Genomic DNA, 15,168 nt, shown 5'->3' on the forward strand with positions numbered 1-15,168 from the left:
CCCCTGCGCTTTTACCCGAGCGGACCAAGTTTTCCCCGTTAACGCTTGATCCGGCTGCCCGCCGGCAAACCGGCCGGGCCGCCCACATGAAACCGAAAAGGACATTCACATGGCTTTGAAAGAATACGCAGGTTCGATCGTACTGGAAGTCAACGGCCAGGAAATCGACGTCATTGATCTGAACGTCAGCAGCAAGACCGGCCGCAAGCTGGTGAAAACCATGAACAGCAGCGGCCGCGCCCGCGGCTTCGCGCGCGGCATCTCGGAATACGAGCTGTCCGTCACCGTCTCCATCCCGCTGTCCGGCGAGCTGGACTGGGAAGCGATCGAAGGCGCCAAGCTGACCGAGTTCCCCGCGGCGCCAGGCGGCAAGCGCACCAGTTACCTGGACTGCTTCACGCTGGAAGTGGGCGAAAAATACGGCGTGGAAAGCGAAGCGCGTCGCGATATCAAGCTGTTGTCGCTGCGTAAAATCATTGAGTAATTAAATGAAGTAACTGTTTAGCTTGGCCGGTGGAATTTTTTCCACCGCGCCGGCTTATTCTACGCGCTTCAGTACTTCTAAATATCAAGTCCAAACATGGGCTTGCCATGGCTATGCTTGGGGGTTAAATGACTTCATCTGTTAGAAACGATGCATTGCTCGGAGAGTTTTCTAAACTAGCCTACAAGGATGAAGAAACCATTGTTAAAGCGCTAGCAAGCGATCCGAAGTTTAAAGATTGGGAGCTAAATCTATGGCCTAAAGTAGAGGGTTCCTTCGCCGCTGTCTCGTTTCGTAATAAAAATGATGGTCAAATAGTGATTGCATACCGTGGAACAGATGATTTAGGAGATGTGTCAGGAGCTGATTTAAACATTGCACGTGGACGTTATGATGAACAATTTCGCCAGGGAATGGATTTTGCGCAGCAGATAAAAAAAGAAGCTGGGGAAAATGCAAATATTCTAGTAACAGGACACTCTTTAGGTGGCGCAATTGCACAAGCAGTATCCCAATCTTTTGGCTTTGATGGAGCAACGATAGATCCTGCTGCTGCAGGTGCTGTGGTTAAAACTCCGCAGTATAAAGAAAAGAATAAGAGTTTGGGCTTGCCTGCAGTAGGGAAAGGCATGCCGAAGACGTTTAAAAACTATGTGGTTGATGGTAGTGCCGTTTCTGGTTTGACTGGGCCGCATCTAGGGTCAAAAATTACGTTGCCGAAAGCAGAGATGTCCTGGAAGCAAAAAATACCAGGCGCTATTGTAGGGGGGGTGACAGGCCAACTGCTAAGTGCTGCTATTGACCAAGTTGAGAATAGACACTCTTCTGATCATGTGTCAGAGCAGCTTAATATTTTGGCTGGGAAAGAAAAAAAACCTATTGCTGCAATAAAAAAAGAAGCTGACGCCTCATCTAAAACTGGCGTGACAAGGTCAGGAAATAGTCGTGAGTCTCAAACTATTGCCGGCTTGCTTTCCAGCGTTGGTAAGACTCGAACTTATCAAATGAAAGATGGCTCAGTGCAAACCAGAAGTGATGGCACTGTCTCATGGCGTAATAATAACCCCGGTAACCTGAAATTCGGTTATGCCGGGAGCGCTGATAAAACAGATAAGAGTAAGCGCAGAAAAAAACAAGCCCTATCGGATGCAAGTAAACGCTATCAGGGTGTAATAGACCTTGATCAGTGGGGGAATGCCATCTTTGAAACAGAGGCCGCTGGACGTGCAGCGAAGTCTCAATTGTTGACTAGACAACATGGTAATAAAACCATTGAGCAAATGTTGCCAAAATATGCAATTTCCGATTACTCAGGAACGGCAGATGTGGCTGCTTATGCAAAAAATATTCATAAGTTGGCTGCAAGTCGGAACTTGGATTTACATGGGAAAAAGATTAAGGATCTGAAGCCCGACGAGTTTGAAGCTTTGCTAGATGGCATGAAAAAGGTAGAAGGCTTTAAACAAGGAAGAATCGAAGTTTCTTCTAACGGCCATAAATCGATAGAGCAAAAGCCATCGAAACAGTCTGATGAAATCGTTAAGCCACCGGCTTCAGTTGGCAAGCCAGCTAAGGCTGTGACGCCCAAGCCTGCGGGGAACAAACCTGCAGCCGGCAAAGCCATTGCGGCAAATAAAAGTGCGACTCCAAGCCTGGAGGCTGTAAATGCTGTTAAGGGAGGCAATTCCACGGCAATGGCGGCAAAGGTAGATCAAGAGATCCCTGCATTACAAGCGCTTCTGAGCCAGCTCCAATCTACCCTGGCTCAGCTCAGCAGCGTGCTGTCCCAACCCATCCAAGTCACCGTCGACGTCCAAAACGGCAATATCGTCGCCGCCGTCAACGCCGCCAATAGCCAACAACAAAGGAGAAGCTGATGTTCAATCTCGGTCTGTTTACCGGCTCCGCCGCCGGCGCGCTGGTGGACGCCAGTTTTCGTGGTGTGCGCTTTGAATGCCTGCGCAGCGTGGACAGCGCCCAGCGAGACCAGGCGATGCACGAATACCCTTATCTGGACGGCGCCGACGTAGAAGACCTGGGCCGCAAGGCGCGCAAGGTATCGCTTAGCGTCTTCTTCTGGGGCCGCGATTATCAGCAGCGGCTACGTGACTTTGTCGCCGCGCTGGACCAGGCTGGGCCGGGCGAATTGATTCACCCGGTATTTGGCAGCATGCCCAAGGCCCAGGTGCTGGATTACCAGATCAGTCACGAGGCCGACGCGCCGGACTCCTGCACCGTGGAAGTGAACTGGGTGGAGGCCACGCCGGGCAATCCCTTTTTCGCCAGCCAGCACCCCCTGCAGCAGGTAGAGGCCATCAGCGCCTTGGCGGCCAAGGCGCGCAGTTTGGGCGGCGAGGCCTTCGCCAAGGCTCAGGGCCTGTTGCAAAACGCCAATACCGCCTTGACTCGCCTGGGCGCGCTGCGCGTGCGCTTGAGCGACACCGTGCGGCAACTTGCCGGCATGGCGCAGCAAGGCATTGCCCAGGTGGTGGACTTGTTGGCCTACCCGCAAGCCTTCATCGGCCAGGTGACGTCCTTGGTGGACGAGGTCGCCAATTGGCGTTTTGGAGTCAAACTGGATATCTGGCCGGGCCTGAAGTGGGAGGCGGAAGCCAAGCTGCCGCAGGCCACTCTGGCTGATTGGAACGCGATGAAGGACAGGCTCAACGGCGTGTCCAAGAAAATCGGCCGCGCGTCCGATACCTTGAACCAAGCCGGCAAGGCGCTGGAAGTATGGACCGAGGACGAGATTCGCATCGACGCCATGCTCAAACTAACGGTATCCACCTCAATGGCGAACGCCGCCGCCGACCTGTTCCGCTCGGAAGCCGCACAACCCACGTTGACGCCGCCGGCGCTGGAGCAAGTGGCGGGCGACGTGCGCGCCACGCTGCAGCAAACCATAGAGCAATGGCGCAAGGCGCTGCCGGGCGAGGACGCGCGCCAGGTGATTGAAAGCCTGCGGGATTTGGGCCTGCAGGTGCAACGCAGCGCCGCCGGCCTGGTGGCCGCCAAACCGCCCATCGTTACCCGTAAAGTGGAGTCCGCCGCCAATCTGCGTCAGTTGGCCCACCTGTGGTACGGCGACAGCGGCCGCGCCGCTGAACTGCTGCGCTTGAATCCGCAGCTGGCGCATCCCAACCATCTGCAAGCAGGAGAGCTGATCCATGGCTACGCCCGCTAAGCCCGCGTCGGACAAAAACGAGGTCAGTCTGCAGATCGCCGGCAAGACCCATCGTTACTGGACCCAGTACAGCATCGATTCCGATCTGACCGTGGCCGCCGACGCCTGGCAGGTGTCGCTGGGCCTGCCCGGCGGCGAGGTGCCGCCGGCGGTGGAGCCCGGCGCCGAGGTCAAAGTGCTGGTGGGCGCGAACGTCGTGCTGCTGGGGCGCGTGGACGACATCAGCCACAGCATAAGCGCCGGCAGCCATCAGCTGACGCTGTCGGGCCGGGACCTGGCCGGCATGTTGCTGGACTGCAGCGCGCCGTTGCTTACCGGCAAGGGCATGACGTTGAGCGATGTGCTGGAGAACGTGATCAAGCCGCTGGGCGTCAGCCGCCTGCGCGTGGACGCCAAGGGCAATGGCCAGATCGAGAAAATCAGCGTGGATCCGGGCAACAGCGCCTGGGACGTGCTCACCCGCGCTGCGGCGGCCAACGGCCTCGCCGCCTGGTTCGATCCGGACGGCACTCTGGTGGTGGGCGGCCCGGATTACAGCGCGCCGGCCAAGGCCAAGCTGATCTTGCGCCGCGACGGCAAGGGTAACAATGTGCTCAGCCTGACGGAAACCCGCTCCCACGCGCCGCGCTACTCGCAGCTAACCCTGCTGGGCCAGGGCCACCGTCAGGCCTTGACCCCGGGCAGACACGACCTCAAGCACCAGTCCGCGGACCCGGATGTCCGCTATCACAAACCGCGCATCGTGGTGGAGCCGGATGCCGCCAACCCGGCGGAACTGGCGGCGCGCGCGGACAAGATGCTGGCCGACGCGCGGCTGGCCGGCTACACCCTCAGCGCCACTGTGGCCGGCCACCGCAACAGCGCCGGCGAGTTGTGGACCCCCGGGCAGCGCATCCAGGTGGAAAGCGAGCCGCACGGCATCAAGGGCGGCACTTATTTCCTGATGGCGCGCACCTTCAGCGGCGGGCGCGGGCAGGGCTGCACCACCCGGCTGACGCTGAAAGAGGACGGCCGCTGGCTGCCGGCGATGCGCAAACGCTGACGATAGAAAGGTTGAAACGATGTGGAATGACGTAGACCAAAGAATCCGCCGCGCCTTCAGCAATGTGAGGCAAGGCTTTCGCGCGGTGCTCACCCGCGTGGACAGCGCCGGCGATGTGCAAACAGTGCAGGCCGACGCCTTGGCCGGCGAGCAGTTGCAGGACGCCGAACTGTTTCAACACTACGGCTACAGCGCCAATCCGCCGCCGGGCAGCATGGCGGTAGTGCTGCCCTTGGGCGGGCGCAGCAGTCACGGCGTGGTGATCGCCACCGAGCACGGCAGCTACCGGCTGAAACAGCTCAAACCCGGCGAAGTGGCGCTGTACAGCGACGAAGGCAGCAAGATCGTGCTCAAGCGTGGCCGCTTGATCGAGGTGGAGTGCGACACCTTCAGCCTGCGTTGCAAGAACTGGCAGGTCAACGCCAGTGAACAAGCCAGCTTCACCACCCCCACGCTCAGCACCAGCGCCCAGCTGGTGGCCCAAGGCCAGATCAACGGCAACGGCGGGATGGCCATTCAGGGCGGCAACGGCGCCAGCGTCAAGGGCAGCGTCACCGTGAGCGGCGACGTGGTGGCTGGAGGCAAGAGTCTGGTGGGCCACCAGCATAACGGCGTGCATGGTACGACCAGTCCGCCGTTGTAAGAACCTGTTTACGATCTGCTGCGCGTTAGCGATACAGCGTTGAAAACTTACCCTACATGCATTCAGTTTCTTCTGCCGTTTTCACCAAGAGCGCCGTTGATATCGCTTGGTGGAACACCTGCCGGCACTGACCCGCGTCCCTTATCCCCAATCCTTTCAAACCCGGAAAATAACGCCATGGACCCTCTATTGGACCCCATTACCGGCGATTACGCCGGCGGCGCCACCGACACCCTGGCCAACGCCGTCTACCTGAGGTTGATGACCCCGCTGGGTGGTTGGTGGGCCGATCCCGAACTCGGTTCCCGCCTGCACCTGTTGTCCCGCAGCAAGGACAGCAGCCAGATCGACCTGCTGGCCTGCCAATACGCCGAGCAAGCCTTGCAGCCGCTATTGCGCGACGGCCGCGCTCGCCGTGTCGGCGTTGAGGCGCAGCGTCCCGGCAGCGGCCGCTTGCTGCTGTTGGTCGAAGTGGAAGAGGCCGGCGGCCTGACCCGACATTTCCAACACCACGTGAGGATAGCCTGATGCCCCTGTCCACCCCGGATTTTGAAACCATACGCGGCGCGCTGCTGCGTGATCTGCAAAACCTGCGCGCCGACGCCGACGTCGGCCCCGACAGCGATTTCTACGTGCGCGCCAGTTCGGTCGCCAGCGCGGTGGAAGGCTTGTACCAGCATCAAAGCTGGATCGCCCGCCAGATCTTTCCGGACAGCGCCGACCGCGACTATCTGGAACAGCACGCCCGTGTGCGGGGCCTCAGCCGCAAGCCGCCGGTGGCGGCCAAGGGCCTGTTGCAACTGAGCGGCAATCCCGGCGCGGGTTTCGCCGCCGGCCTGAAAGTACGGCTGGGCGAGCAGCTCTACACCACTCAGGCCGGAGGCCAGTTGGACGTGGATGGCCAGGCCCGCGTGGCGGTGGCTGCCGATCTGCCCGGCCTGGCCGGCAACGTGCCGGCCGGCACGGTTGCCGAACTGATGGCCGCGCCCAGCGGCCTGGCCAGCCGCGTCAGCTTCGTCAACATGGACGGCGGCGTGGACGAAGAGGACGACGCCGCCCTGCTGGCGCGGCTGTTGGAACTGATCCGTCGTCCGCCGGCGGGCGGCAACCGCCACGATTACCGCCGCTGGGCGCAGGAAGTGCCGGGCGTGTCCGCCGCCTACGTCTATCCGCTGCGCCGAGGCCTAGGCACCGTGGACGTGGTGATCACAGCCCAGAACAGCCTGCCTTCGGCCGACACCCTGGCCGCGGTGCAAGCCCATATTGAAGACCTGCGCCCCGTCACCGCCAAAAACTGCCTGGTGCTGGCGCCCACGCCGCGGCCGGTGGACATTGAAGTGGGGCTGGCGGTGGACGGCACCACGCTCCAGGCGCTTACCGAACCGCTGCGCCAGGTGTTGGCCGCCCACTTCTCCAGCCTGGCCCCCGGCAGCAAGCTGTACAAGAGCAGGCTGGAAGCCTTGATCTCCGACCTGCCCGGCGTGGTGGACCGCCAACTGCTGTCGCCCGGCGTCAATATCGAGCCGACGGTAAACGAAACAACGGTGGAATGGCTGCGCCTGGGCAAACTCACGGTGAAGGGGATGCAATGAGCCCGCAAACCCCGCATAGCGAACTACTGACGCGTTTGCTGCCGCCGGTCAGCTACAGTCCTGACGGGCCGCGGCTGCAAGCCGAACTGGGCAGCGAAGGCGCGGCGCTGGACCGGGCGCAGAACAGCGCCCGGCAGTTGGTGGGCGCCACCACGCCGCTGCTGGCCGAAGGCCTGCTGCCGGACTGGGAGCGGGTTTGCGGGCTGACCCCACCGACGGACGCGCCCTACCAGCAGCGCCAGCAGGCGGTGTTGGCCAAGCTGGCGGAAACCGGCGGCCTGTCCATCCCGTACTTCACCCGGCTGGCGGCCGGCATGGGCTACCGCATCGCCATCAGCGAGCCGCAGCCCTTCCGCGCCGGCATCAACCGCGCCGGCCAGCAGCTGTGGACGGCTGACATCCCCTGGGTGTGGCAAGTCACCGTGTTCGGCGCCAAGACCCGGCCGTACTTCTTCCGCGCCGGCCAGTCGCTGGCGGGGGAGCGTCTCACCACCTTCGGCGATCCGCGGCTGGAAGACCTGTTCAAGGACCTCAAGCCGGCCCACACCCACGTTTACTTCGCCTACCAGCCTTAAACCGCGCTCCCGCGCGGCCCCTCCCGCCGTATCCCCCTTCCCCTCACAGCCCCGTCCTCAGCGGGCGGGAGCCTGTGCTTTCCTCTCCCATCATCAGGAGCGTTTCATGCAAGACACCCAGTCCATCCTCCCTTCCGAGCCTATCGAATCGACCACGGACCACGCCGCGGACGCCGCGCCGGTGGTCGCCAGCCCGTCGTTCGACCCGCAGCAGGAAATCTGGGCGCGCCAGGCCAGCCAGCCGCAATTCAACGCGTTCACGTCCTAATCGCCCACCCTTATAGGAGATTCTCATGCGTGAAGTCATCAAGCCCGTACCCACGCCGGACGCGCTGTTTCACGACGGCAACCCCAGCAGCGGCGAATTGGGCACCATCGTCGGCGCGGACTGGCTCAACAATGTTCAATCCGCCGTCATCGCCAACCAGGAAGAACTGCTGAGTGTGGTCAAGAGCAGCGGTCAGAGCGCCAACCCGGCGCGCAAGGACCAATTGCTGCAGGCGGTGCAGCAGATTGCCTGGGGCGGCGCCAGCAAGCCGACCACGCTGGCCGGCTATGGCATCTCCGATGCGATGAAGACCGACGATTGGGGGATGAACGGCTACAAGGAGCTGCAAGTGGGCCCCGGCCGCGAGTTTGCCGACATCGCCAGCGCTTGGAACAGCCTCAACGGCAAAATCCTGAAGACCGACGTGCTGATCAAGGTGGACGATGGTCAATACACATCGACCGGCATTGGTTTGGGCAACCAGCCCTTCGCCAGCCGCATCCGCATTCGCGGCAATATCGCCAACCCCTCGGCCTGCCAGATCCGCTTTGTGGCGGGTGCGGATAAGAATAGCCATGGCGTAGTGTTTACCAATGTTCGTGGTGTCGAGTTTTCTGGTTTCCACTTGATAGGCGAAGCCACCGAAAGCAACTGGACCCATCGCTGTCTGCATATCGGCGAAGGCTCCTGGGTCTGGGGCGCGGAAGCTTCCTTGGTGCTAGAAGGGGCGGGCAACGGCTTGCAAGTGGAGCAGAATTCCCGCTTCAGTAACAGCAAGCTGAGGGTCAATAAGGTTAAGGAGTGGGGTGTTGTCGTTGGCGGCGGCTCCCACTGCGAGCTGCATTACGTGAGTATCGTCGGCGAGGGTAAAAACTCTCTTACCAAAGTACCCGTTCGACTCGATGCCAATGATCGCAGTGCCTACCCGCACGGGATGTTGTGTGCGGATACCAGCCGTGCGTGGGCCACCGAGGGGCGGGTAACCGGGGTACGATTCGGCTTTGCCACCGCTCGCAACGCGTATCTCTGGTGTGATGGCAGTGTGGTAGAGCAATCCGGAGTTGGCTTCGAGGCGCATTCCGGTGCTGTAATATGGAATCATGGTTCCGGAGTCGTGCCGGCTTTACCGCAGGGGCGGCGCGGCAAGGCGCTCGCTTGCGATACGGGTTTCCAAGCGGTTTGGGCAGGGGTGATTTACGCACCGATGGCCATTGCGGAAAACTGCAACAATGGGTTCAGAGCGCTTTGCGGAACTACCATGGTGATTAATGGTGGTTGGGCAAAGAACTGCCAAGTGGGGTTTGAGACCTATAGCACCAGTTATTTGGAGGCTTACGACACCAAGGCCGCATCGACAGGCTGCCCGACGGTATATTCGCCGGCTACCAGCGGCGTGGCGGGCAATGCCAACAGCGTGCTCAGCTTCAGTTAAATCGGCCAAGCGCACGCCAGCCGCACCCCTTCCGGATGCGGCTTTTTTGCAGCTATGGCACTGACACCTGTCGGCTGCCGGCCCATGCGCGCTTCCCGCAAAATCCCCTCCAATCCTTTCAGTAACGACACCTGTCATCGGCCATGGCCGATTCTTCATTTCCGCGGGAGGCGATTCCATGCAAGAAGCACTCAAGCCCATCAACACGCCGGACGCTTTGTTTCATGACGGCAACCCCACCACTGGCGAGCTGGGCACCATTGTCAGCGCCGACTGGTTGAACAACCTGCAACTAGCGACGCGCTCAGCCCAAGAAGAGCTGATCTCGCTGATCAAGGACAGCGGCCAGACACTGGACGCCAACCGCAGGGATCAGCTGCTACAGGCGGTGAAGCAATTGGCTTGGGGTGGCAATAGCAAGCCCACCACGCTGGCGGGCTACGGCATTAGCGACGGCGCCACCAAGGCCGAGGTGTCGGTCAAGGCCGACAAGGCCAGCACCCTGGCGGGTTACGGAATTCGGGATGGCATTACCGTGGCCATGCTGCCACGTCGCAACCTGCTGGCGGATGGCGGCCGTTTCTTTGATCCGTTCACGCCGGAGGGCATCTTGCAGGCAAGAACCAACCAGATCACCGCGCCGTTTGCCACGCCTATGCATAACGTTACATTTAGCCAAAGCGTGGGCTCGGTGGGGCGCTTCATTCACGACAATGGCTCGTATGAGGGCCCTGGTCCGAAGTTGACACAGCCGGTGTTGGACTTGCTGAATGCAATGGAGCGTGGAAACAAACGTTATGGTTATGAGTTTCATATTGCGGAACTGCGTTGCGCGGCATTGACCTATTCGCCGGCACTGCTTGATGGCAAGAATATGGCGGTGGCGATGGCGTATGGGGTTGGCACTGAAGGGCCGGTCACTTTTATGAACTGGCTGCGTTGCATCAGTGGGTCTATCTACTATGATTACGGCCAATATCGTAATGGCAAGCCCATGGAGAACAGGCGCATTACGCCAAGTGATGGCTGGGTGCACATGGCCGGGGTGGCGGAGTGGGGCGGCGGCTACAGCATCAGCCATGTTTATGCCGAGAATAACTCGATCTTCCAACTGGCCTTGCCGTCGGCCGTATCCGGCAACCATCTTGGCTATGTGCACAAAGCGCCGATCGCGCCGTAAACCACTTTCGCTTTCAGTGATGGCAATCCCACGGGATTGCCATTTTTTTTTGCCCGCGCACCACTGACATCCGTCCACTGCTGACGCGCGTCGCTTCCCGGCAAAATCACTGTATTGATTCACTAGCGAAGCAGGTCAGCGGGTAGTTTGCTAATCACCCGCCCGGCCCGGAGTCCGCCCCAAGCCGCCAGCCCGGCCAGCGGGCCAACCCTGTAAATGGAGCGAGAGCGCGATGCAAAATACGATGAAGCCGATCAACAGCCCGGACGGGCTGTTTCATGACGGCAACCCCTACACCGGCGAACTGGGCACGGTGGTGACCTCGGAATGGCTGAACAATGTCCAGTCCGCCGCCCAGTCCAGCCAGGACGAGTTGTTGACGGTAATCCGCGATAGCGGCCAGAGCGCGGACCCGGCGCGCAAGGACCAGTTGCTGCAAGCGCTGAAGAAGCTGGCTTGGGGCGGCAACAGCAAGCCCAATACGCTGGCTGGCTACGGCATCACCGATGCCTTGCCGTTGAGCGGCGGCAAGATGAATGGCCGGGTGGATTTTCAGCCCAATTCCCGTTTCCTGGCGGAAGGCGGGGCGGAAGGCGGGCAGTTCATGCTGCAAGCGCCGCAAGTGAACAGTCAACTCGGCGACGTCATCGTTGATATCAGCAGCAATGCATTTCGCGTGTTTGACAATGGTAAAACACAATCGCGTGGTTTTTATGTGGACCTGACTCAATGCGAGCATGGCCCGACCACCAATCTACTGACCATGTCCGGCGCGCCGGGCCTGGTGGGTCACTTTGCGATGCCTTACGCGCCGCCTGGTTGGTTGAAGTGTGATGGTTCGCCGGCCAGCCGCAGTACTTATCCCGGCTTGTTTGCCGCGATTGGGACAACGTATGGCGCGGGGGATGGTGTGACGACGTTCAATCTTCCGGATTTGCGCGGGGAGTTTATTCGGGGTTGGGATTATGGCAACGGAGCGGATAGCGGGCGTGTTTTTGGCTCATGGCAAAAGGGGACGTTAACGATTTCTGACCCAAGTCTTGACTCGGTCGGCGTCGCGAGCCTGATTCATGCAAATAACAATATATCCATGGGTTATGTGGATTTAGGCGCAGATAAGGTCAAGAAGGAGTTTTATGAAATGCGGCGTGCGCAAATGAATGCTCTAGGGGTTGCGGATGACTTGGACAGTAATGGTTGGGGAGGGGGTTATGGCTCCACCCGCCCCCGCAACGTCGCCCTGCTCGCCTGCATCAAATACTAAGGAGACCGCCATGCAAGAACGCAAACAGAAAACCGTCTACGCCTACCATCCGGAAACCGGCGAGTATCTGGGCACCACCACGGCGGACTTGTCGCCGCTGGATGTTGAGGAAACCTGGTTGATTCCGGCCAACGCCACCGAGCAGGAGCCGCCACAGGCGGGGGAGCGGCAGGTAGCGGTCTACCGCGATGGCGGCTGGCAGCTGGCGGTGGATTTCCGCGCCCTCAAGCTGTGGAGCAAGGCCAGCGCACTGCCGGTGACGGCGCAAATCGGCGATACGCCGGATAGTCTGCAAGCTACTGAACTGGAGCCGCCGGCCTTCGCGGTATGGAACAAGAAAGCCTGGAAAGTGGATACCGACGCAGAGCGCGCGGCGCTGACGGCGCAGGCGCAGCAGGAGCTGCAGCAGCGCTTGGCTACTGCTTACGCGCAGCGCCGGCCCTTGGAGGACGCGCAGGAGCTGGGGCTGGCGACGGCGCAGGAGCAAGGCTTGCTGAGCGCATGGAAGCGTTACTGCGTTGAGCTGTCGCGCCTGCCGCAGCAGGCCGCTTGGCCGCGGTTGAGCGAGGCAGACTGGCCGAAGCTGCCGGCCTGAGGATTTGAAGTAAAGCGCCGTTCCACGTGAAACCACCCGCGCCGGGCATGCCCGCGCGGTTTTTCATGGCCGTGCCAGCGTGATTTCCACTCTTTCCTTACCCTGGCCCACGTTTTTGCGTTTGAGCTTTAGTTCTCCCACTTTGCCGCTGCGGCGCAAATGGGTGCCGCCGCAGGGCACGCGGTAAAGGCCGGGCAGTTCCCAGTAGCGGCGCTGCTCGGCTTCGTTGGAATAGGCGCTGACGATGGCGAGATCGGCGTCTATCAACACCTGCACCTTGGCGGCGATAGCGGGCAACAGCGGAGTGATGGGCTGCGCCAGCGCAAAATCGATGCGCGCCTTATCCTCGGCGATGTGGGCGCCAATCTTCTCGGCGTCGGGCAGCTCGCGGCAAATGGTTTCCAGTACCAGTTCGGCGGCGAAGTGCAGCCGCATCAGCCGGTAGCGGCGCGGCCAGTCTATTGCCACCGTCACCGCGTCGCCGGCGCTCAGGCCATGGCCGTCCGGCAGGGTGTAGGCGATGTCCTGATCCTGTTTTTCCGCGCGCAGTACCGGGCGGCCGCCTATGCTGCCGGCGTCGCTTTCCTGGCCGCCGGAGAAGGCGTAGAAGATGGTGGCGTCCAGCCAGACCTGAGGGCCGTCCACCCGCGCCACCGTGGTGTGCAGCTCGGTCTGGTAGGGATCGGCCCAGAACTGTTTGCGCACGTTCATGCCGGGCGTCCGGCGTCCGCCGCCAGCCGCTGGTAAACCTCGGCGTCCAGCCGCTCCATTAGCCGCTCCGGCCGCGACAGTGCGCCAAAACCGAACTGAGCGTACAGGCCGTGGGCGTCGGCGGTGGCCAGCAGCATACGGCGCAGGTTCTGCAGGCCGGGATGGGCATTGACCGCCGCCATCAATTGCTTGGACACACCCTGGCCGCGCCAGGCTTCGACCACGAACACGTCGGCCAGATAGCCGAAGGTAGCGTAGTCGGTGATCACGCGGGCGAAGCCTATCTGTTCGCCATCAGCGGCGTAGGCGCCGAAGCACAGCGAATGGGCGAGCGAGCGCTCGAAGATGTTGCGGGGCAGTTGGCGCGCCCAGTAGGACTGTTCAGACAGGTAGCGGTAGATACGCTCGCGGTCCAGCCGCGCGGGGTCGGTGTCGATGTGAAGGATCATGGCGCAGCCAGCTAGGCGAGGGGAATGCCATAAAGATAACACGCTCGGGCTGGCGGGAGCGGACCGGCTTGCCGGCGCCGCTCCCTGCTGTTAGTCGCTTAGAGTCTGTTCATCATCTGCTGCGCTTCGTGAGGCGTGACACGGTGAGTGCCGCTTCGAAATGCTCATGTACCACTTGACCATTCCGCTTTCTCAGCGGTTTTCGCCTTGTCTCGCCCTTGCTCGCTAGATTTTGAACAGGCTCTTATAGATTTTTGATTTTTTCCAGCTCCTCCGGGCTGTACTTCTTCTCGCTGGCCTTGGTCAGGTCGGTGAGCAGGCCGGCGTGCACGTCGCGCGCCGATTGCACCGCGCTCAGCATATTGCTGCCGCTCCATTGGCCGGCGAAGCCGATGGCGGTTTGCGGCTGGCTGGCGTAGAGGCTGGTCAGCATCGCGTCCACCGCCGGCTGCTGGCCCTGGAACTGCTGTTCCAGCCGCGTCTGCCATTGCGCCAGCACCGGCAGATACTTGTCCGGCTTGGCCTGTGCCAGCGTGGCGTTGGCGCGGAAGGCCCAGTAGGCGGAGCCGCTTTCGTAAGTGGCCGCGCCGGCGCGCAGCGGCGCGGGGATGTCCTTCATCGCGTTTTCGTACATTGGCACCAGCACCGCGCCGGCCGGGCTGCCGAAGGATTGCCAGGTCAGCGCCGCCAGCTCCTTGGGCAGGCCGGCGCGCAGCTGGATGACGTGGGTTTCTATGGTGCGGTCCACGCCCATCGGCCGGTCCGCGTCCTTCAGTTTGGCCAGCGCGGTGCCGTGGAAGGTGGCGCGCAGCACCTTGGCCACGTCGGCCACCGCGATTTTGCGCTCAGGCTTCAGCGTCAGCGGGTATTGAGTCTGCCGCGTGGCTTGGCGCAGCCCCGGGTTCAGCAGGTGCTGGCCCAGCCATTCGCGGTCCACATTGTATTTGTCGCCGACGACGCCGAAGGCCTGGGCGAAGTTGAAGCGCTTGGCGTCTACTTTGGCCAGCAGCTGGTGTTTGGCGGTGAACTCGGCCAGGCCGGGGCTGGCGATCACATTGGCGTGGTCGGCGAGGTCGATGTCGTGCAGGCGCAGGCCGTTGGCCACCATCAAGTAACTATCCTGAGGCACGCGGAAGGCCAGCCAGTGGTGGCCGGAGCCGATCTCCATATACCAGGCTTCGTTCGGATCGGCGATCAGCACGCCGTTGCCTTCCCCTGCGCCGTATTGGTTGAGATAGCGGCCCAGCAGCTCCACGCCTTCGCGCGCGGTCTTGGCCTGCGGCAGGATCAGCGAGGGAATCACCGCTTCCACCACGCCGTTGTCCAGCAAGGGGTCCGCTTTTTTGGCGCGGGCGTTGATTTCCGCGCTATTGGTGGCGGATACCGCCACATTGAATTCATTGACGCCGCGTTCCTCGTACAGCCCGTCGCCGCCGGCAGTGTCGCCGTTCCAGTCCATCAGTCCGCTGTAGCGGTAGAACTGTGCCGGAGCCGGCACTTTCAGGCCGTTTTTGAAGCTCAGCGTTTCCTCCTTGGCCGCCGCGCGTGCCGGGTGAAGCACCAGGCGCTTGTTCCAGTTATTGATGTAATAATCCTCGTTGCGGGCGATGATGATGGAGCCATCGGCGGAGGCCTGTTTGCCGACGATCAGCGATGAGCAGGCGTCGGCGAGCGGAGCAGCCAGCGCAAGGGCGGTGGCCAGGGCAAGCAGGGTAGGGCGCGGCGTCATGATGCATTCCTCTTATGGAG

At 61.2% G+C, this 15,168-nt stretch carries 16 protein-coding genes; 13 read left to right on the plus strand and 3 right to left on the minus strand.

Features of this window, described 5'->3' with window-relative positions:
- Positions 1–109: 109 nt before the first annotated feature.
- From ACUXV1_RS13090 to ACUXV1_RS13150, 13 genes are all read left to right on the plus strand, one after another.
- Positions 110–484 carry a hypothetical protein gene (locus ACUXV1_RS13090; protein ID WP_043640192.1) on the plus strand — a complete coding sequence of 125 codons (375 nt, stop codon included), beginning with the start codon at positions 110–112 and terminating at the stop codon, positions 482–484.
- A gap of 128 nt (positions 485–612) precedes the next feature.
- Positions 613–2,361, plus strand: coding sequence for an Mbeg1-like protein (locus tag ACUXV1_RS13095; RefSeq protein ID WP_446015578.1), 1,749 nt, complete (start codon positions 613–615; stop codon positions 2,359–2,361).
- Positions 2,361–3,668: a DNA circularization protein gene (locus ACUXV1_RS13100; RefSeq protein WP_446015579.1), complete on the plus strand. Its 1,308-nt coding sequence runs from the start codon at positions 2,361–2,363 to the stop codon at positions 3,666–3,668. Before ACUXV1_RS13095 ends, ACUXV1_RS13100 begins: the two co-directional genes overlap by 1 nt.
- Positions 3,652–4,710, plus strand: a complete 1,059-nt coding sequence (locus tag ACUXV1_RS13105; protein WP_446015580.1) for a phage baseplate assembly protein — start codon at positions 3,652–3,654, stop codon at positions 4,708–4,710. Before ACUXV1_RS13100 ends, ACUXV1_RS13105 begins: the two co-directional genes overlap by 17 nt.
- Positions 4,711–4,729: 19 nt before the next feature.
- Positions 4,730–5,353 carry a phage baseplate assembly protein V gene (locus tag ACUXV1_RS13110; RefSeq protein ID WP_043640174.1) on the plus strand — a complete coding sequence of 208 codons (624 nt, stop codon included), beginning with the start codon at positions 4,730–4,732 and terminating at the stop codon, positions 5,351–5,353.
- Positions 5,354–5,530: 177 nt separating this feature from the next.
- The gene (locus ACUXV1_RS13115) at positions 5,531–5,881 is read left to right on the plus strand and encodes a phage GP46 family protein (RefSeq protein WP_203389372.1); all 351 of its coding nucleotides are present in this window, start codon (positions 5,531–5,533) and stop codon (positions 5,879–5,881) included.
- The gene (locus tag ACUXV1_RS13120) at positions 5,881–6,945 is read left to right on the plus strand and encodes a baseplate J/gp47 family protein (RefSeq protein ID WP_446015581.1); all 1,065 of its coding nucleotides are present in this window, start codon (positions 5,881–5,883) and stop codon (positions 6,943–6,945) included. The genes ACUXV1_RS13115 and ACUXV1_RS13120 overlap by 1 nt, the downstream gene beginning before the upstream one ends.
- Complete coding sequence (locus tag ACUXV1_RS13125) at positions 6,942–7,520, plus strand: YmfQ family protein (protein ID WP_043640164.1); 579 nt, start codon at positions 6,942–6,944, stop codon at positions 7,518–7,520. The genes ACUXV1_RS13120 and ACUXV1_RS13125 overlap by 4 nt, the downstream gene beginning before the upstream one ends.
- Before the next feature lie 106 nt (positions 7,521–7,626).
- Positions 7,627–7,788 carry a hypothetical protein gene (locus ACUXV1_RS13130; protein ID WP_446015582.1) on the plus strand — a complete coding sequence of 54 codons (162 nt, stop codon included), beginning with the start codon at positions 7,627–7,629 and terminating at the stop codon, positions 7,786–7,788.
- Between the two features lie 25 nt (positions 7,789–7,813).
- Entirely contained in the window at positions 7,814–9,220 is a 1,407-nt protein-coding gene (locus ACUXV1_RS13135) for a hypothetical protein (RefSeq protein ID WP_446015583.1), read from the plus strand.
- 178 nt (positions 9,221–9,398) lie between these two features.
- Positions 9,399–10,400, plus strand: a complete 1,002-nt coding sequence (locus ACUXV1_RS13140; protein WP_446015584.1) for a hypothetical protein — start codon at positions 9,399–9,401, stop codon at positions 10,398–10,400.
- A gap of 232 nt (positions 10,401–10,632) precedes the next feature.
- Positions 10,633–11,664, plus strand: a complete 1,032-nt coding sequence (locus ACUXV1_RS13145) for a phage tail protein (RefSeq protein WP_446015585.1) — start codon at positions 10,633–10,635, stop codon at positions 11,662–11,664.
- Between the two features lie 10 nt (positions 11,665–11,674).
- Complete coding sequence (locus tag ACUXV1_RS13150; RefSeq protein ID WP_161524458.1) at positions 11,675–12,259, plus strand: tail fiber assembly protein; 585 nt, start codon at positions 11,675–11,677, stop codon at positions 12,257–12,259.
- A gap of 63 nt (positions 12,260–12,322) precedes the next feature.
- Here ACUXV1_RS13150 and ACUXV1_RS13155 read toward each other — a convergent pair whose 3' ends face one another.
- The 3 genes from ACUXV1_RS13155 to ACUXV1_RS13165 form a co-directional block, all read right to left on the minus strand.
- Entirely contained in the window at positions 12,323–12,970 is a 648-nt protein-coding gene (locus ACUXV1_RS13155; protein ID WP_446015586.1) for an alanyl-tRNA editing protein, read from the minus strand.
- Positions 12,967–13,419 (minus strand): GNAT family N-acetyltransferase, encoded by a 453-nt coding sequence (locus ACUXV1_RS13160; RefSeq protein ID WP_446015587.1) that lies wholly within the window; start codon positions 13,417–13,419, stop codon positions 12,967–12,969. Before ACUXV1_RS13160 ends, ACUXV1_RS13155 begins: the two co-directional genes overlap by 4 nt.
- A gap of 244 nt (positions 13,420–13,663) precedes the next feature.
- Positions 13,664–15,148 carry a C69 family dipeptidase gene (locus ACUXV1_RS13165; RefSeq protein WP_446015588.1) on the minus strand — a complete coding sequence of 495 codons (1,485 nt, stop codon included), beginning with the start codon at positions 15,146–15,148 and terminating at the stop codon, positions 13,664–13,666.
- Positions 15,149–15,168: the final 20 nt, after the last annotated feature.

The sequence above is a fragment of the Chromobacterium sp. W521 genome, from assembly GCF_052805975.1.